We start from the raw sequence: 17,393 nt of genomic DNA, 5'->3' as shown, positions 1-17,393 counted from the left end.
CCTGCGGTGACCTGGAGTCACCAATAGCGCCGCGTTTGTCGTCTGTCACGTGCGCCGCCGTCGCCTCAGTAAGGCCTACAGAACGTAAAACCGCACGATCAGACGGATCAGACCATGGCTTCCAATCAAGATCTTGCCGCCCGCCGAGACGCTGCGGTGCCGCGTGGCGTGGGCTCGGCCACGGCCGTCTACGCCGACCGCGCGGAGAACGCGTTGCTCTGGGACGTGGAGGGGCGTCGCTATGTCGACTTCGCCACCGGCATCGCGGTGCTCAATGTCGGCCACCGCCACCCGCGTGTCCTGGCGGCTGTCGGCCGTCAGCTCGAACAGTTCAGCCACACGGCCTTCCAGGTGGCGCCCTATGAGAGCTACGTCGCGCTGGCAGAGCGTCTCAACAGACTCGCGCCCTTCGATGAGGCGGCCAAGACGATCTTCTTCACGACCGGGGCCGAGGCGACCGAGAACGCGATCAAGGTCGCGCGCGCGGCCACCAAGCGTTCGGCGGTGATCGCCTTCGTTGGCGGTTTCCATGGCCGGACTCTGTTCGCCTCGGCCATGACCGGCAAGGTCGCGCCCTACAAGCGCGCCTTTGGTCCGATGCCGGGCGGCGTCTTTCACGCGCCGTTCCCGACCCCCGGCGGGGCCTCGGTTGAAGACAGCCTGCGCGCACTGGATCTGCTTTTCGCTGCGGATCTGGATCCGAGCGACGTCGCGGCGATCATCATCGAGCCCATTCAAGGCGAAGGCGGTTTCCATGTCGCGCCGCCCGAGCTTCTCCGCGCTCTGCGGGCGCTTTGCGATCAGCACGGCATCCTGCTGATCGCCGATGAGATCCAGACCGGCTTCGCCCGGACCGGCAAGCTCCTGGCGATCGAGCATTCCGGCGTCCAGCCCGATCTGATCACGGTGGCCAAGGCGTTGGGCGGCGGCTTCCCGCTCTCGGGCCTGATCGGCCGCGCCCGGATCATGGACGCGGTGGATCCGGGCGGTCTGGGCGGCACCTATGGCGGCTCGCCGATCGGCTGCGCCGCAGGCCTGGCCGTCCTGGACGTGATCGCCGATGAGAAGCTCGCCGCCCGCGCCGAGGTGATCGGTGCGCGTATCCAGGCGCGGCTGGCGAGCTTCGCGCTCGATCAGACCTTGGCGCCGATCGGCCCGGCGCGGGGTCTTGGGGCGATGATCGGCTTCGATGTTCTGGCGGACCGCCAAGCGGGCGGCATGGACCCCGCCCGCGCCAAGCTCATCTGCGCCAAGGCGCTGGAACGGGGTCTGATCGTTCTGACCTGCGGGGCCACGGGGCAGGCCATCCGCCTGCTGCCGCCGCTGACCATCGAGGACGAGGTCCTCGAGGAAGGCCTGAACCTGCTTGAGGCGGCCCTGCGAGAGGCGATGAGCGTCTGATGGCTCCCCTGACCCTGAAAGACGCCGACCTGCTTCGGGAGGATGGCCTCATCGCCGGCGCATGGCGCGGAGCGTCCAGCCGTATTCCCGTTCGCAATCCAGCGGATGACACGCACCTCGCTGACGTGGCTGACCTTGGCGCCGCAGAGACGGAAGAGGCCGTCAGCGCGGCCCATGCGGCGCTGACGGCCTGGGGCGCCCGATCGGCGAAAGAGCGCAGCGCGATCCTCAGGCGCTGGGCCGATCTGATGATCGCCAACGCCGATGATCTTGCCGTGATCCTGACCGCCGAGCAGGGAAAGCCGCTCGCCGAGGCTAAGGGCGAGGTCGTTTACGCTGCTGGCTTCCTGGAGTGGTTCGCCGAAGAGGCGCGCCGTGTGCAGGGCGAAGTGCTGACGCCGCATCGCCCGGACATGCGCCTGGTCGTGTCGCGCGCCCCCGTCGGCGTCGTGGCGGCGGTCACGCCCTGGAACTTCCCTCTCGCGATGATCACGCGCAAGGCCGGTCCGGCTCTGGCCGTCGGCTGCACCATGGTGCTGAAACCGTCGGAACTGACCCCGCTTTCGGCCTTGGCCCTGGCGCGCCTCGCCGAGCGCGCGGGCGTGCCCGCTGGCGTCTTCAACGTGGTGACCGGGCAGGCCGCGCCGATCGGCGAGGTGCTGACCGGCGATCCGCGCGTTCGCAAGTTCACGTTCACCGGATCGACCCGGGTGGGCAAGCTGCTCGCGGCCCGTTGCGTGGAGACGGTCAAGAGAGTGTCTCTGGAGCTGGGCGGCAACGCCCCCTTCATCGTGTTCGACGACGCCGATCTTGACGCGGCGGTCGAGGGCGCGATCGCGTCGAAGTTCCGCAACACCGGACAAACCTGCGTATGCGCCAATCGCTTCCTGGTGCAGGAGGGCGTCTACGAGGATTTCGCGAGGCGTCTGGCCGAACGGGTCGGGAAACTGGTGGTCGGCGCGGGCCTCGAGGGGCCGACCGATCAGGGGCCTTTGATCAACGCCGCAGCGCTCGGCAAGGTGCGCGACCATATCGGCGACGCGCTGGCGGGCGGCGCCAGGGTCATGGTCGGCGGTCAACCGCTGGAAGGGCCAGGCGCGTTTCACCAGCCCACGGTGCTGGCCGACGTTGACCCTAAAGCGCTTCTTTGTCGCGAGGAGACCTTCGGGCCTGTCGCGGGACTGGTGCGGTTTCGCACCGAGGCCGAGGCCATCGCCCTGGCCAACGACACGACCGCCGGCCTGGCGGCCTACCTCTTCACCCGTGACCTGGACCGCAGCACCCGGGTCAGCGAAGCACTGGCCTACGGCATGGTCGGTCTCAATACGGGCCTGATTTCCACCGAGGTCGCGCCCTTTGGGGGGATCAAGGAATCCGGGCTCGGCCGAGAAGGGTCCCATCTGGGCGTCGACGACTATCTCGACATCAAGCTGGTCTGTCGCTCTGTCTCGACAAGGGTGGTGGCGCTTTGACGGACGGCCCAAACTGGGCTCAGGCCCCATCGATGTGAGGCATTGGATCGCTGCCGGCCTGTCGCTGAGCGTTCTTGCGGGATCGACCCTGGCCCTGTCGGCGGGCCTCTCCCGCTGGGGCGAGGCGGCGATCGATCCGCCTGAGGAGGACCCGAACCATGTCCCTCGCCGTTGCGCCTGTCATCCATCGCACCGCTCCGGTTCCGGAGCCCACGCGCCCCAGCCCCGTCAAGGTCCGGGGTTTCACCAAGGCCTTCGGTGACCAGATCGTCCTCGACGGTCTGGATCTCGAAATTGCCGAAGGCGAGCTTGTCGCCCTTCTCGGGGCCAGCGGCTCAGGCAAGACGACCCTGCTGCGGCCCCTTGGCGGGCCTCGATCCGGCCCCGGCCGAAACCGTTGTGACACCCGTCCGGCGCGCCATTGTGCTTCAGGAACCGCGCCTGCTGCCCTGGCGACGGGCCGAGGCCAATGTGCGGCTAGGCTTGAGAGCCTCTGACGCGGCCGGCAGGGCCAATGCCGCACTTGAGGAAGTCGGTCTTGCCCATCGCAAGGGGGCCTGGCCCGCGACCCTGTCGGGCGGCGAAGCCCAGCGGGTCGCCCTGGCGCGGGCCCTTTTCCGCGAACCACAACTGCTGCTCCTCGACAAACCCTTTGCGGCGCTAGACGCGCTGACGCGCCCCAAGATGTATGATCTGGTTCTGGACCTCTGGCGACGGCACAGGCCCGCCGTCCTGCTGGTCACACACGATGTCGACGAGGCCCTCAGCCTGGTAGACCGTGTTCTGGTCCTGGCTAATCACGGTCCGCACCGCCCGCCCTCGTGCGCACGACCAGAGCTTTCAGAGCTTACGGGCGCTGGAGCGGATCGAGGCGCGGTACGATCTTCCAGCTGGCTATTTCCGGGCGAAGATCCCGCCATCGGGGCGCGCGGTGGCCAACCATCGCTTGCCCGGCCTGACGACCGCCGAGCGGCGGAGGTTGGCATGGCACCAGCCGGACAACTTCAATCAGCTTCCTTTGGCGAAGCGGGAAGAGATCCTGGAATGGGTGCGAACAGTCATCGTATCCGGGTCGACGGAGTACCGACGCTATCAAGCGGCGGCCGTGCGCCAGCGCTTCGCCGTGCGCTTCTCTGGCGCCAGCAATGACTTTGCTTCGTCGCTGGACGACCCATGTGAGGACGGCTTCGAGTTGGCTGAGCCTGACGCCGAGCTGGAGGCGGGGACAGTGCCTGCCCCGATCGCGTTGGAGCGGAAGATGGCCAGTCTCCTGGCCTTCAAAACCGCGGCGCTGACCTCACGCGGTCTACAGCGTTCCGGCGTGTGGGGCTCGGAAACGGCTTCGCAGAAGGTCGAGCACCTAGGCCTCATGTTTGGCGCGTTGGCGGCGGCGACCGCTGGCGAGATCGCGGGCGCTGGCGTGCCGCTGAACCGGCTCACGTTCGCCTTGCTCGTATTTCCGGCCGCATGGGACTGGTACCTACAGTGGCGGCAGGGTCGGCGGGGCTTCTACACCCAATGGGAAGCGGAGATGCTCATGCTCGGCGCCGCGCCTACCCGGCGGGAGACGGGCTGGGTCCGGCAAACGCCCGAGTTGGTTGGGCGCTTGAGGCCGATAGCCCTTTGGCGGCCCATCGAAAGATCACGGAGGAGGTGCTGGCGCGGGCGCCGAACGCGCGCCGCTATCCAGTGCCGGCGGCTGAGGCTTGTCGGGCGTTTCTGATGTTGCGGTTAGGGCTCCACCTGGGCGTCCGGCAAAAGAACTTGCGCCAATTGCTGATTTGCCCGCGCGGCGCGCCCGCGTCTTCCGAGCGGCGCCTGGAGACGCTGAAGTGTGGCGAGCTGCGCTGGAACGATCGAGAGGGCGGATGGGAGGCCTTCATCCCCGCCGTCGCGTTCAAAAACGCCGGCTCCTCATACTTTGGCCGCCAGCCCTTTCGCCTGGTGCTGCCGGACCTGGGTGGGCTTTACGATCAGATCGGCGCATATCTCAAGATCCACCGACCGCGCCTGCTCGGCGGCGCGCCGGATCCTGGGACCTTCTTCGTGAAGACGATGAAAGCCACAAGTAAAAGCGCGTCCTACGATCAGACAACGTTCTATGAGGCCTGGCGTCTGGCGATCCAGCGTATGGGATCTTCAATCCTTACACCGGCCGGGGCGCGATCGAGGGCCTGCTTCCTCATGGCCCCCACAATGTGCGCGACGTCCTAGCGACCCATATCCTGAAGAAGACCGGCTCATACGAGCAGGCGAGCTATGCGATCCAGGACACCGCCGACACTGTCGCCAAGCACTACGGCCGCTTTCTTCCCAAGGATAAGGCCGCGCTTGCCGCGAAGATCCTGAACAAGGCGTGGGAGGACGCCTAGAGGACAGCCTAAAGTGGGCGAATGACCATTGGTGGCCAGCGTTTGGTGGTGGCCTCAAGTGGTCGCTTTCCGCTGACCGCGTAAGATCAAGGGCTTACGCGGACAGGACTAAGTGGTCCCGACAGGGTTGGAAGGGCTAGCTTAAGCTCAGAAGCGCTTGGCGTGATGGCCGGGCGTTCGCTATCGGACGAACGGGAAAGGGGACAGCGCCTTGCTGGTTTCCTCGACCATCAGGGTCCGGTTGATGGGCGCCGCCGCCCGCTGCGGACAGGCCGGGCGCTCGCAGATCCGGCAAGAGGGCCCGATCTCCACGGCGATGGGATTGGCCATGTCGAGGCCCCGCGCATGCACGAGCTTGCCGGCGTATTTCAACTCGCAACCGAGACCGACCACGAGCTCGTCCTCGAGCCCGGCCTGCAGGCCCGAGGTCCGCCGTACCGTACGCGACAGGGTGAAATAGCGCTCGCCGTCAGGCGTCTCGATCACCTGGGTGACGATCCGGCCGGGGGTCTTGAAGCTGTCGTGGACGTTCCAGCGCGGACAGGCGCCGCCGAAGCGCGAGAACGGGAAGGGACCGGCGGCGAAGCGTTTGGAGATGTTTCCCGCCGCGTCCAGCCGCATCATGAAGAACGGCACGCCGCGCGAACCCGCGCGCCCCAGAGTGGTCAACCGCTGGGCCGCCTGCTCGTAACTGATCCCAAAGCGCGACCGGACGCGCTCAATGTCGTAGCCGCTGCTCTCCATAGCGGCCAGGAACGGCTCGTAGGGCATCATGATCGCGGCGGCGAGATAGCCGTCCAGAAACACCTTGAGCAGCTGGCGCGTGGCGCGATCGGGCGCCTTGAAGCGGTCGGTCAGCTCGGTCAGGACCTCCCCACCCTCCATGAGGCCCAACTGGTAGCACATGCCGAAGGTCCGGCTGGCGTGAGCCAGGGTCTCCGAAAGCATCAGCCGCTTGCGGTGGTGGTCGTAGCGACGCAACGAACCGGTCATGACCTCCAGGGGCATGATCCGGGTCTGGACCCCGAACCGGCTCTGCAGACGCTCGCGCACCGCCGGACCCAAGTCCTGCGGGTCGGCCTTCAACTGCCGGACGATCGACTCGGCCAGGGCCTCCAGCTCGACGAAGTGGTTGCGCTGCGCGCCGACCAGATCGCGCACCCAGTCGGTCGGCGACGACAGATCCGAGACCGGCCCTGCTCCGTCCGGACGTTCGAACGCGCCAAGATCGATCAGGCGGCCGCGATCCAGATAGGCGCGATAGAGTCGGGACATCGCCTCGGCGATCCCGGGCGACAGTTCGGCGACCTCGGCCGCCTCGTGCCGGGACACGGCCAGGTCCGCGAACATCCGGTCCGCCAAGACCTCCTCCAGCCCGGCGCCGCCGCCGGGATCGTCGGCTGACAGGCTCCGCAGGTCGAGATCGTAGGCGTCGGCCAGGCGCAGTAAGATCTGCGCCGTCACCGGTCGCTGATTGCGCTCGAGCAGGTTCAGATAGCTGGCGGAGACGCCCAGCTCCTCGGCCATACGCGCCTGCGTCACGCCTAAGTCGCGCCGCAGCCGTTTCAGCCGTCCGCCCAGGAACAGCTTCTTGTCGTTCTGCTTCTTGTCGAGCGTCGCCATTTCGTCAATTTGTCACAACTTTACATAAATTACAAAGTAGATCTTTGACAATTTGCCTTCAATAGGTTCGACCGATCCCGCAGCGCAGCGCTAGCTCTCCATCACGAGTTTTCCTGGGCCCGCAAGGCTTCACCGCCTCGGCCACTGTAGTGGGATCGAACGACCATGACGCAGCGCAAGACCTATGCCGAACACCGCGACGCCCTGCTGGCGCGCTACCCGCAAGGCGTCACCCCTGGCGGGGTCGATGTCGACGACATCATCCAGCTGAAGCTGCAAAACACCTTCAACACCCACCTGGATATCGCCCGCGCCATGGCCCCGGTGATGCGCGCCGACATGGCCGAGTACGATCGCGACAGCTCCAAGTTCACCCAGTCGCTGGGCTGCTGGTCGGGCTTCCACGCCCAGCAGATGATCAAGGCGGTCAAGCGCCTGCGCGGCACCACCAAGGGCGCCTACGTCTATCTTTCGGGCTGGATGGTCGCGGGCCTCCGCAACCGCTTCGGCCATCTGCCCGACCAGTCGATGCACGAGAAGACCTCGGTCGTCGACCTGATCGAAGAGATCTACGTCTCGCTGCGCCAGGCCGACGAAGTGGCGATCAACGACCTGTTCAAGACCTTGAAGACCGCCCGCGAGGCCGGCGACCAGATCGCTGAGCAGGCCGCGATCAAGGCGATCGACAACTTTGAAACCCACGTCGTGCCGATCATCGCCGACATCGACGCCGGCTTCGGCAACGAGCACGCCACGTACTTGCTGGCCAAGGAGATGATCAAGGCCGGCGCCTGCTGCCTGCAGATCGAAAACCAGGTCAGCGACGCCAAGCAGTGCGGCCACCAAGACGGCAAGGTCACCGTGCCGCGCGAGGACTTCATCGAAAAGCTGCGCGCTTGCCGCCTGGCCTTCGAGGAGCTCGGCGTGGACGACGGCGTCATCGTCGCCCGCACCGACAGCCTGGGCGCGGGCCTGACCCAGAAGATCCCGGTCAGCCAGGGCGAAGGCGATCTCGCCGCCGACTACATCAAGTGGCTGAAGACTGAGCCCATCACGCCCGAGAACCCGCTGCGCGATGGCGAGCTGGCGATCATGAAGGACGGCGCCTTCGTCAAGCCCGTGCGCATGCCCAACGGCCTGTTCGCGTTCCAGGACGGCACCGGCCGCCAGCGCGTCATCGAGGACTGCATCGCCAACCTGACCCAGGGCGGCGCCGACCTGCTGTGGATCGAAACCGACACCCCCAATGTCGACGAGATCGCTTCGATGGTGGCCGAGGTCCGCAAGGTCGTGCCGAACGCCAAGCTGACCTACAACAACTCGCCGTCGTTCAACTGGACGCTCAATCTGCGCAAGCAAGTGCGTGACCAGTGGATCGCCGAGGGCAAGATCCATAAGGACAGCTACCCGGACGGCAATGCGCTGATGTCCGCCGAGTACGACAAGAGCGACCTGGGCCGCGAGGCCGATGAGCGCCTGGCCCGCTTCCAGGTCGACATCGCCGCCCGCGCCGGGGTGTTCCACAACCTGATCACCCTGCCGACCTTCCACCTGACCGCCAAGAGCGTGGACGAGCTGTCGCGCGGCTACTTCGGCGAAGATCGCATGCAGGCCTACGTCAACACGGTGCAGCGCGAGGAAATCCGCCGCGGCGTGTCAGCCGTGAAACACCAGCACGAGGTCGGCTCGGATCTCGGCGACACCTTCAAGGAGATGGTCGCCGGCGAGCGCGCCCTGAAGGCCGGCGGCCACGCCAACACCATGAACCAGTTCGCCGCCGAATAGGCCGGACACATCAAGCCCAGGAGCAGAGCCATGACCGCATTCTCTCCCGCCACCATGCCCGACGCCGATGAGGAAAAGCGCGCCGTCGAACGGCTCGCCGAGGCCTCCCACCGCCTGAACGACGCCGTGCGTCGCGCCATCGCCGCCGGCTATTCGGTGGAGCTGGTGCGCACCTCGCGCCATCATGACGGCGCAGGCAACTGGGGCGATCAGATCGTCCCGACCGTTCGTGAAAAAGGCGCCGAGAAGAGCGCCTAGCCATCAAGAACCGACCAGAGTCCCGATGACGGCTCCCCGGATATCCGGGGAGCCGTCCCCACCGCCACGGAAAGCTTCCCATGCCGCTCGACATCGCCGCCAACATCCAGGTCACCGCTCCCGTTGAAGGCCGAGCTGCGGAAGTCCTCACGCCCGAAGCCCTGGCTTTCGTGGCCGACCTGCACCGTCGTTTCGACGCGCGTCGCCGCCAGTTGCTGGAAGCCCGTCAGGCGCGCCAGGCTCGCTTTGACGCCGGCGAACTGCCCGACTTCCTGGACGAGACCGCATCGATCCGCAGCGCCGACTGGACGATCGCAGCCATTCCCAGCGACCTGCTCGATCGCCGGGTCGAAATCACCGGGCCGGTCGACCGCAAGATGATCATCAACGCCTTGAACTGCGGGGCCAAGGTGTTCATGGCCGACTTCGAGGACGCCACGGCCCCGACCTGGGCCAACGTCGTCGAAGGCCAGATCAATCTGAAAGACCGCTGGCAAGGCGAGCTGACCCACGTCGACGCGAAGTCGGGCAAGGCCTACGCCATGGGGCCGACCCCCGCCGTGCTGAAGATCCGCCCGCGCGGCTGGCACCTGATGGAGCGCCACCTGGAGGTCGATGGCCAGGCCGTGGCCGGGGCCCTGTTCGACTTTGGCCTCTACGCGTTCCACAACGCCAAGGCCGCCATCGCCAAAGGCTCAGGGCCCTACTTCTATCTGCCCAAGCTCGAGAGCCATCTCGAGGCGCGGCTATGGAATGACGTGTTCGTCCACGCCCAGGAGATGCTGGGCCTACCGGTCGGCACGATCAAGGCCACGGTGCTGATCGAGACCATCCCCGCCGCCTTCGAGATGGACGAGATCCTCTACGAACTGAAGGACCACATCGTGGGCCTGAACTGCGGCCGCTGGGACTACATCTTCTCGTTCATCAAGCGCCTGGGCCGTCGCGAAGCGTTCCTGACGCCGGACCGCTCGGCCATGGTGATGGGCAAGGCCTTCCTGGGCGCCTATTCGCTGAAGCTGATCCAGACCTGTCACCGCCGCGGCGCGTTCGCCATGGGCGGCATGGCGGCCCAGATCCCGGTCAAGGGCGACGAGGCCGCCAACGACGCGGCCTTCGCCAAGGTCCGGGCGGACAAGGAGCGGGAAGCCGGGGCCGGCCACGATGGCACCTGGGTGGCGCACCCCGACCTCGTTCCGGTGGCCATGGAGGTGTTCAACCGCCTGATGCCGACGCCGAACCAGCTCGACCGCAAGCTCGACGATCTCTCGATCACCCAGGCCCAGATGCTGGAGTTGCACGAGGGTTCGCGCACCGAGGCCGGCGTCCGCGAAAACATTCGGGTGGGCGTCCGCTACACCCAGGCCTGGATCGAAGGTCGCGGCGCGGTGCCGCTCTACAACCTCATGGAGGACGCGGCGACCGCAGAGATTTGCCGCACCCAGCTCTGGCAGTGGGTCCGCCTCGGCGCCGCACTCGACGACGGCCGCGTGCTGAGCTCAGAACTGTTCGTCAGCCTGTTCAGCCAGGAGATGAGCGACCTGCGCCGCGAGTTCGCCTCCCCTCGCCTGGAGGAAGCCGCGCACATCTTCACCAGGATGGTGCTCTCGGACGATCTGGAGGAGTTCCTGACGATTCCTGCGTACGAGTTGCTCTAACTTTGCCGCATCGTGATCGGTGAGTTCGCCGATCACGATGCCGGCGCCAGACACATGCGCGATGGTACTAACCCGCTCGCGCGGGAGGGGCATTTGTTCGGCGCTGGGGAACATCGGGATCCTCCTGTCTGAAGAGGAACGTGGGTCGGCCACGTCCTCCTCAAGACAGGAGACGAGTGATGCCCGAAGAAGCGATCCACCCGTTGCGTCGCAGGATGGTCGAAGACATGACCCTCCGCAACTTCGATCCGCGGACCCAGGAGACCTACATCCGAGCGGTTCGATCCTGCAGTGCCGCCCTGGCCGTAATAGTAGTCGGCCAGCTTCGTGCCGCTCCAGGTGTCGGCCTGATCCGAACCCACCTGGAAGATGTCGCCGCGTTGGAAGAGGTCCGTGATCGAAAGCAGCGCCGCGTTTTCGAACGACAGCGCGAAGTCCTTGCTGTCCAGCCTGCCGTCGCCATTGGTGTCCACGATCAGGTAAGTCTTGGAACCGCTGGACCAGGTGTAGATGCCCAGATAGCTCGCGCCCGGGCCGGCGCCGAGGGATTGGCCGACCTGAAAGGTGAAGCCCGCGTTCGTCACGGCGCCGACCCAGGCGAATTTCCCGTTGAAGCTGTCCCTCTGGAGATCCAGCACGTCGCCTTCGGCTGACGAGAAGTCGACGATGCGATCGATGGCGCTGAGATCGCCACCCCGGCCCGGCGGCCCGATCTGGAGCCGGAAGGTGTCGGCGCCCGCGCCGCCCTTCATGATGTCGACAGCGCCGTCGCTGTAGACATAGGCGCGGCCCTCGCTGATCAGGTCGTCGCCGGGCCCGCCGTCGACATTGTCGGCCCCTGCGTCGCCGACCAGATAGTCATCGCCCTCGCCCGCGACGATGGTGTCGTCACCCCCGCCGCCATAAAGCGTATCGTTCCCCGTCGTCCCCGTGATCGTGTCGTTGGTGTCCTCGCCGTAGTAGATGCTGCCAACAAAGACCGCCATTGCCGTCGCATCCCACGCGCCCGGGGCTGACATGCCCGAGACCACCGCCGCAACCTAAGACTATAGTAACGCCATCTTATCAACCCAGGAGTGGGCGAAAAAGCGGTGCTGCAGTCCCCAGGTCGCCGCAGGAGGTCGCCCGTCAGCCGGGGCAAGACGTGGCTGGCGTCACGCGCCAGGTCCGCTACGCTAGGCTGAACCGCGGCGGCGGCAGGCTGAGGCGGGTGTCGGAAACGGCCTCGCCACGGAAGAAGCGAACCAGCAGGTCCTGGACCTCGGGGTGGGCCTCAAAGACGTTGTGGCCGGCGTTCTCGACGATCACCCGGGACTTGCGGCGGAACTGCGCCGCCACCTCGTCCTGCTCCGACATCGGCGTGCGGCCGTCCAGCGTGCCGGCCAGCAGCAGGGCCGGATGGTCGATGCGCAGCGGCGCGCGGAAATCCTCGCCCAGGTCGACGCCCGGGACCACGCCCAGCAACTGCGGCATCGGGAAGTTGAGCGCCTCGCCCAGCACAGCGGTTTTGGCCTCGCGCCGCACCTGGGCCAAGCGGCGCGGCGAGATTCCCGACGCCAGATCCATGGCTTCGGGCATGCCGGCGATCCCCAGCAGGTTGGCGAACTCATTCGCGAACCGCATCAGCACCTCGGTCCTGCCGGCGTCGAGCGCCAGATACAGCCCTGGCAGCATGACCAGGGTCTGGGGATTGGCGATCAGGCCGCCCGTCATCAGCTGGATGGCGAAGCCCCCGATCCGCAATCTCACGGGCGCGCCGTTCAGGGTGGCGGTGATCGCCACGGGCGCGGCTTCCAGCTTGGCGTGCACCCGGCGCATGAGGGCGGGCAGGTCAGGGATCGCCGCGCGGACGGCGGGATCGGCCGCCAGAAGGCCATCCACCTGGCGCAGCAGGGTGTCGACCGCCGCCGGGCGCTTGACCGTCTGGTCCTGTCCCTCAAGGCTGGCCAGGGCCACGCGGCTCACCCGGTCGCCGTGTCGCTTGAGTATGCTCAGCGCCAGGTGCGTGCCATAGCTGATGCCCCAGAGATCGACCTTGTCCGCGCCCAGGTGGCGTCGAAGATCGTCGATGTCGTCGGCGTTCTGTTCGGTGTTGTAGCCGGTCATGGCGACGCCCGCCTTGGTCCAGTCGGCCCAGGCGTTCTGGAAGTCCTCGCGGAAATAGGCGGTCAGTCCCGCCTGGGTGAACGCCGGCGGCGGCCCCTTCGAGACAGGCCGCTCGGGAATGTGGTTGGACAGGCCCGTGCCCCGCTGGTCGAAGGCGATGACATCGGCCACCTCGCGCAGGGCCATCATGATCGGAAAACGCGGTCCGGCCAGCGCGCGTGTGGCCAGGCCGCCCGGCCCTCCGGCCAGATAGACGATCGGCGGTCCCGGCTTGGCCGCCGTCGAGGCGAACCGCACATAGCTGAGCCGGATCTTCCGCGACCTGGGATCGCGGCGGTCCTCGGGGACCTCGAAGAAGCCGCGCTCGGCGTCGGTGTCGCGGCCCTGGAAACCCTTGAAGCGGAAGGGACCGGCCTGCGTCGGCGCGGAGGTCTGAGCGAACGCCAGGGTCGGAAGGGCCAGGGCCGGAACGGCGAGACCGGCGGCGGCGAGCAGGGCGCGGCGATGAAGCGATGTGTAGGTCATGGCGACACCCAAGACCTTGGCCGCGCCCTTCGCCACGCCGCTTCGGTCAATGGCGCCCTGTCATCGGCGAATGACGGCGCATCTCGGCGAACGGCGCCCTAGAAGGGGTGACATGTGGCGACTCCTGCTTCTCACCGGCCTGATGATGGCTTTCGCAACCCTGGCCCGTGCGCAAGATTCGCCGTGGCAGGCCTGCCGGGGCGCCATCGGACCGGATGGACCCGTGCTGAGCGACTGCCGGGCGATCCAGGGCGTGGTCGATCCCCAGGGTCGGGAGCTGTGGATCCGTTCGACGATCGCCGCGCCCAAGGACGACCGGCCGTACGCCTACTATGTGGCGGGTGTCGCCTCTTCCGAGGTCTGGCTCAACGGCCAGAGCCTCGGGGCCAATGGCCGTCCTGGCGCGACCGCGGGGGACGAGATCCCCGGACGCTATCAGGCGGTGTTTCCGATCCGCGAGACGACCTGGCGCCCCGGCGCGAACGTCGTGGTTCTGCGCCTGTCGTCCTTCCACGGGGGGCTCAGGTTCGCCGGCCCCATGAGCGCCATGGCCGTCCTGCCCTCCCCCTATCCGCAGCGCGCCACGCTGCTGGCGGTCACCTTCGTGGCGACCGGCGCCCTGCTGGCGGCGGCGTTCGGGTTCGGCGTCATCCACGCCCTGCGCCGCACCGGCTCCAGCCTGGCCCTCGCCGCCATGGCCGCCGTCGCCGCCCTGCAGGCCATCGTCGAGAGCTTGCGGCCGCTGTTCAACTACCCCTATCCGCTGCACGCTTGGCGGATGAGCGCCATCTGGGCGCTGGCCGCCGCCTTCGCGGTGCTGCTGGTCGGCTATGTCGCCACCCGCTTCATGCCGCGGGCGAGCCGGCGGATGGTCGGCGTGGCCTTGGTCGCGGTTACAGCCACCGCCTTCGCGCCCGGCTTCGACATCAAGACGGTGTCGGCTCTGATCGTGGGCGTGGCGCTGGCCGTCTTGCCGGCGCTGGTCGGCGTGCGCGACAGGCGGCCGGGCGCGCGGCTGACCTTGGCCTATCTGGCGCTGTTCCTGACCCTGGCGCTCGCCTTCCCCGAATGGCTCGCCGATCTCTCCTATTTCCTGCTCGCCGCCGGGCTGGTTCTGCCGTTGCTGATGGTCGAGGTGGTTCGGCTGGGCCGTGACGACCGGGGCCGCGAAGCCGCCCTGACCCAGGCCGTCCGCCGCCCCGACCGTCTGACCGTGGCTTCGGCGCGCGGCGTCGAGCTTGTGCCCTTGGCCGAGATCCTGTCCGTGGTCGGGGCCGACGACTATGTCGAGCTGCGGCTGGTCGGAGGACGCAGCCTGCTGCACGCCGCCCGTCTGGACGCCCTGACGACCCAATTGCCGGCCAGCTTCCTGCGGGTGCACCGGTCGGTCATCGCCAATCTGACGCACGCGCAGCGGCTGGAACGGGACGGCGATCGCTGGCGACTGCATCTGAACGAGGGCCCGCCCCTGCCGGTCAGCCGCTCGCGCCAGCCCGCCGTGCGCGAAGCCCTGGCCGATCCTGTTCCTGGGGAGACGGCGGCCGGCGGCGGGTGATCCCGACCTTCCCGTCGGTCACGGCGCAGCCACTGTCAGGTCAGCTGCAGCTCCTTGCTCAGGATGTTCTTCTTCACCGCCTCCAAGCGCTTGGTCTTGGCCTCCTTGGCCGGGCCGTCGGGCTCGGTCTTGAGCTGCTCGGCAAGCTCCTGAGCCTCCTTGCGGTAGGTGATGTCGTTGGCCAGCTTGATCCCTTCCAGCAAGAACTCGATCGACGCCTCGGTTCCGTCGCGGGCGTTGAGGAATTTCTTGAGCTGTTCGGCGGTGGCCAGGGTCGGCGCAAAGGACTCCAGCGACTTGCGCTCGGCGCCGTCGAGGCTGACCACGACATAGGGCTCATCGCCGTCGTAACGCGTGCCTGTGCTGCTCACGAGGCCGACGCCCGGCTTGTAGATCAGATCGCGGTGGGCGTCGGATCCGAACACACGGAAATCGGCCTTGGTCGGCGCGACGCCCGGGACGTCGAAGTCGATGGTGTCGGTCATGCTGAACACGGCGCGGCCGTCGATGAGGGCTTCGGCCCACTCGTTGGTGATCTTGATCAGCCCCCCCGCCGCCAGCAGGAATTCGCGCGCCGGCAACAGCAGCGGAATGTTGGCCGCGCCCGTGAAGGCGGACGAGACCGTGTTCAACAGGCCCTCGGGATAGCGATCGAACGCCATCTCCACGGTGAAGAACATCTGCTCGGTCAGAACCGCCGGCGAATAGGCCACCACGTTAGTGCCCGCATTGGCGGCCGACGGCGCCATCATCGTCTTGCGCGGCGAGATCGACGGCTCGGCGAAGTTCACCGCCCGGCTGGCCGGCGCGTAGCTGGCGTAGCCCTTCAGCGCCGAGGTGACCAGCATCGCCTTGCCGCCCCCGCCCAGCACGCCCTTCTTGGGGTGTTTGCCGGTATAGACCTCGCGAATCAGGATGGTCAGGGGCAGGCCCATGCCGATCGGCCTGAACTGCGTGACCTGCGGCGGCGGCACGACCTCCTCCAGGAACTGGCCCTCGAAGGCGGACGGTCGATCCGGGTTGGTCCGCAGATCGTCCAGATATTCCGACTTCGTGACGACCTTGTCGCCCAACACGCGAAAACTGGTCATTGCGGCCCCAATTCAAAGAACGTTGCTATTTCACTTTGGCGCGCCAGCGGCTATGAAATCAAGCCGATTATTCCAGACACATTCTTGTCATGGTTGCGGCCATTCACGAGCGGGACGCATGACGGACATCGAAGCCACCATCCACCAGGCGGTCGACCTCTGCGAAGACGTCCATGCCGATCCAGACGCCGCGTCGGCCGATGTGGGGGAGGAGTCTCTGGCGCCAGCGGGGCTGGAGGGCGTCGCGCCGCCGTGGCGGGTGGCCGAGGCGCTCGAGGTTCTGCGGCGGCGGATCAACGCTCTGGCCCCCGACCGCAACACCATCAGCGACGGCGGCATCGGCGACGCGGCGCATCGCACGCGCGCCAGCGACCACAATCCCTGGGTCACGGACGGCGGCAAGGGGATCGTCACCGCCCGCGACTTCACGCATAGCCCCCAGACCGGCTGCGACGCCGGCGTGATCGCCGAGGCCCTCAGGGCCAGCCGCGACAGCCGGATCAAGTACATCATCTGGAACCGGCGGATCTGTGCGAGCGAACCGCGCGATGGCCAGGCGGCCTGGGCGTGGCGTCCCTATGGCGGCAAGAATCCGCACGATCATCACGTCCATATCTCGGTCCAGCCGATCAAGGCCCTCTACGATGATCCAAGGCCCTGGGCGCTCTCCAGCGTCACCGCACTGCCGCCGCCCGTGGCGCTGACCAGCGCCGGGCCCGAGGTGGAGATCGCCGCGATCGCGGCCGCCGCAGACCAGCTGACCCAGCTGACCCCGTTGCTGCAAAGGCTGACCGACCTGAAGGATAGCCCCGATCAGGCGGTGGCCGACCAGGCCTCGATCCTGCTGAGTCGCTATCTGACCCTGACCCGCCCTGCGCCGGAGCCCCAGACTCCGCCGACGGCGGCCGAGACCTTCACGCTCGAGGCGCTGGCCGACGAGTATCGCCGCCTCTTCCAGACGTGCCAGACGCGCCCCGAATGGGCGGGCCAGGTGGCGTGGCATCGCAAGAAGTTGCTGGCGTTCAAGTCGCGCTACGAGCCCCTGGCCCAGCAGACGCAGATTCCCTGGTTCGTGATCGGCGCCATCCACGCCCTGGAGGGCAGCTTCGACTTCACCACCCATCTGCACAACGGCGACCCGCTGTCGGCGCGCACGGTCAGGGTTCCCGCCGGACGGCCCGCGACAGGGTCGCCGCCCTTCACGTGGGAGCAGAGCGCGCTCGACGCCCTGACCCGCCAACAGCTGACCGGTCTTGTGGACTGGAGCCTTCCCGCCACGCTGTATCGCCTGGAGCGCTACAACGGCTTCGGATCGCGCCGTCAGGGCATCAACACGCCCTATCTGTGGAGCTTCTCGACGCACTACCTGAAGGGCAAGTTCGTCCGCGATCACGTCTACGATCCCGAGGCGATCTCCAAGCAGTGCGGCGCGGCGCTGATGATCAAGGCCCTGGCCGACAGCGGCGATATCACCATAACGCTGTGACCCTGACCCGGCGCGCGCCCATGCTCCGCCTCGTCAGCGTCGATCACCGTCCCCAGACCCG

Annotated in this window: 14 protein-coding genes and 2 pseudogenes; 12 read left to right on the top strand and 4 right to left on the bottom strand. The window is 67.2% G+C overall.

Going from position 1 to position 17,393, the window contains the following annotated elements:
- Nucleotides 1–114: 114 nt before the first annotated feature.
- The 7 genes and pseudogenes from gabT to OVA11_RS05815 all read left to right on the top strand — a co-directional run bounded on the left by gabT (nucleotide 115) and on the right by OVA11_RS05815 (nucleotide 5,245).
- Nucleotides 115–1,401: a 4-aminobutyrate--2-oxoglutarate transaminase gene (gene gabT / locus OVA11_RS05845; RefSeq protein ID WP_268066590.1), complete on the top strand. Its 1,287-nt coding sequence runs from the start codon at nucleotides 115–117 to the stop codon at nucleotides 1,399–1,401.
- Nucleotides 1,401–2,873, top strand: coding sequence for an NAD-dependent succinate-semialdehyde dehydrogenase (locus OVA11_RS05840; protein WP_268066589.1), 1,473 nt, complete (start codon nucleotides 1,401–1,403; stop codon nucleotides 2,871–2,873). The genes gabT and OVA11_RS05840 overlap by 1 nt, the downstream gene beginning before the upstream one ends.
- A 158-nt stretch (nucleotides 2,874–3,031) precedes the next feature.
- Nucleotides 3,032–3,370, top strand: coding sequence for an ATP-binding cassette domain-containing protein (locus tag OVA11_RS05835; protein WP_268066588.1), 339 nt, complete (start codon nucleotides 3,032–3,034; stop codon nucleotides 3,368–3,370).
- A pseudogene (locus OVA11_RS19720) lies at nucleotides 3,273–3,470 on the top strand (sulfonate ABC transporter ATP-binding protein); the annotation flags it as partial. The gene OVA11_RS05835 and the pseudogene OVA11_RS19720, both read left to right, overlap by 98 nt.
- A gap of 181 nt (nucleotides 3,471–3,651) precedes the next feature.
- On the top strand, nucleotides 3,652–4,596 hold the full coding sequence (locus tag OVA11_RS05825; protein WP_268069021.1) for a hypothetical protein: 945 nt from the start codon (nucleotides 3,652–3,654) through the stop codon (nucleotides 4,594–4,596).
- Nucleotides 4,596–5,061: pseudogene (locus tag OVA11_RS05820) on the top strand (hypothetical protein); the annotation flags it as partial. The gene OVA11_RS05825 and the pseudogene OVA11_RS05820, both read left to right, overlap by 1 nt.
- 10 nt (nucleotides 5,062–5,071) lie before the next feature.
- Nucleotides 5,072–5,245 carry a hypothetical protein gene (locus OVA11_RS05815; RefSeq protein ID WP_268069020.1) on the top strand — a complete coding sequence of 58 codons (174 nt, stop codon included), beginning with the start codon at nucleotides 5,072–5,074 and terminating at the stop codon, nucleotides 5,243–5,245.
- A gap of 180 nt (nucleotides 5,246–5,425) precedes the next feature.
- Here OVA11_RS05815 and OVA11_RS05810 read toward each other — a convergent pair whose 3' ends face one another.
- The gene (locus OVA11_RS05810; protein WP_268066587.1) at nucleotides 5,426–6,868 is read right to left on the bottom strand and encodes a helix-turn-helix domain-containing protein; all 1,443 of its coding nucleotides are present in this window, start codon (nucleotides 6,866–6,868) and stop codon (nucleotides 5,426–5,428) included.
- Nucleotides 6,869–7,033: 165 nt separating this feature from the next.
- On the opposite strand from OVA11_RS05810, the gene OVA11_RS05805 reads away from it, so the two are divergent.
- The 3 genes from OVA11_RS05805 (at nucleotide 7,034) to aceB (ending at nucleotide 10,569) form a co-directional block, all read left to right on the top strand.
- Complete coding sequence (locus OVA11_RS05805) at nucleotides 7,034–8,653, top strand: isocitrate lyase (RefSeq protein WP_268066586.1); 1,620 nt, start codon at nucleotides 7,034–7,036, stop codon at nucleotides 8,651–8,653.
- Between the two features lie 30 nt (nucleotides 8,654–8,683).
- Nucleotides 8,684–8,911 carry a hypothetical protein gene (locus tag OVA11_RS05800; RefSeq protein ID WP_268066585.1) on the top strand — a complete coding sequence of 76 codons (228 nt, stop codon included), beginning with the start codon at nucleotides 8,684–8,686 and terminating at the stop codon, nucleotides 8,909–8,911.
- 80 nt (nucleotides 8,912–8,991) lie between these two features.
- Nucleotides 8,992–10,569, top strand: a complete 1,578-nt coding sequence (gene aceB, locus OVA11_RS05795) for a malate synthase A (protein WP_268066584.1) — start codon at nucleotides 8,992–8,994, stop codon at nucleotides 10,567–10,569.
- 32 nt (nucleotides 10,570–10,601) lie between these two features.
- Here aceB and OVA11_RS05790 read toward each other — a convergent pair whose 3' ends face one another.
- Both OVA11_RS05790 and OVA11_RS05785 read right to left on the bottom strand, forming a co-directional pair.
- The gene (locus OVA11_RS05790; protein ID WP_268066583.1) at nucleotides 10,602–11,588 is read right to left on the bottom strand and encodes a calcium-binding protein; all 987 of its coding nucleotides are present in this window, start codon (nucleotides 11,586–11,588) and stop codon (nucleotides 10,602–10,604) included.
- Between the two features lie 151 nt (nucleotides 11,589–11,739).
- Nucleotides 11,740–13,236 (bottom strand): alpha/beta hydrolase, encoded by a 1,497-nt coding sequence (locus tag OVA11_RS05785; RefSeq protein WP_268066582.1) that lies wholly within the window; start codon nucleotides 13,234–13,236, stop codon nucleotides 11,740–11,742.
- 76 nt (nucleotides 13,237–13,312) lie between these two features.
- On the opposite strand from OVA11_RS05785, the gene OVA11_RS05780 reads away from it, so the two are divergent.
- Entirely contained in the window at nucleotides 13,313–14,755 is a 1,443-nt protein-coding gene (locus tag OVA11_RS05780) for a LytR/AlgR family response regulator transcription factor (RefSeq protein WP_268066581.1), read from the top strand.
- 35 nt (nucleotides 14,756–14,790) lie between these two features.
- On the opposite strand, the gene OVA11_RS05775 is transcribed toward OVA11_RS05780, so the two are convergent.
- A complete protein-coding gene (locus tag OVA11_RS05775; RefSeq protein ID WP_268066580.1) occupies nucleotides 14,791–15,846 on the bottom strand; it encodes a hypothetical protein in 1,056 nt (351 codons plus the stop codon).
- 118 nt (nucleotides 15,847–15,964) lie between these two features.
- Between OVA11_RS05775 and OVA11_RS05770 the strand changes: the two genes are divergently transcribed.
- Complete coding sequence (locus OVA11_RS05770) at nucleotides 15,965–17,332, top strand: hypothetical protein (RefSeq protein ID WP_268066579.1); 1,368 nt, start codon at nucleotides 15,965–15,967, stop codon at nucleotides 17,330–17,332.
- The last annotated feature ends 61 nt before the right edge of the window (nucleotides 17,333–17,393 follow it).

Origin of the sequence: Caulobacter sp. SL161 (assembly GCF_026672375.1) — a bacterium.
In the GTDB taxonomy this organism is placed as follows: domain Bacteria; phylum Pseudomonadota; class Alphaproteobacteria; order Caulobacterales; family Caulobacteraceae; genus Caulobacter.
Note: the sequence above shows the minus strand (reverse complement) of the source record. Positions and strands in the feature narration are given on the sequence as shown.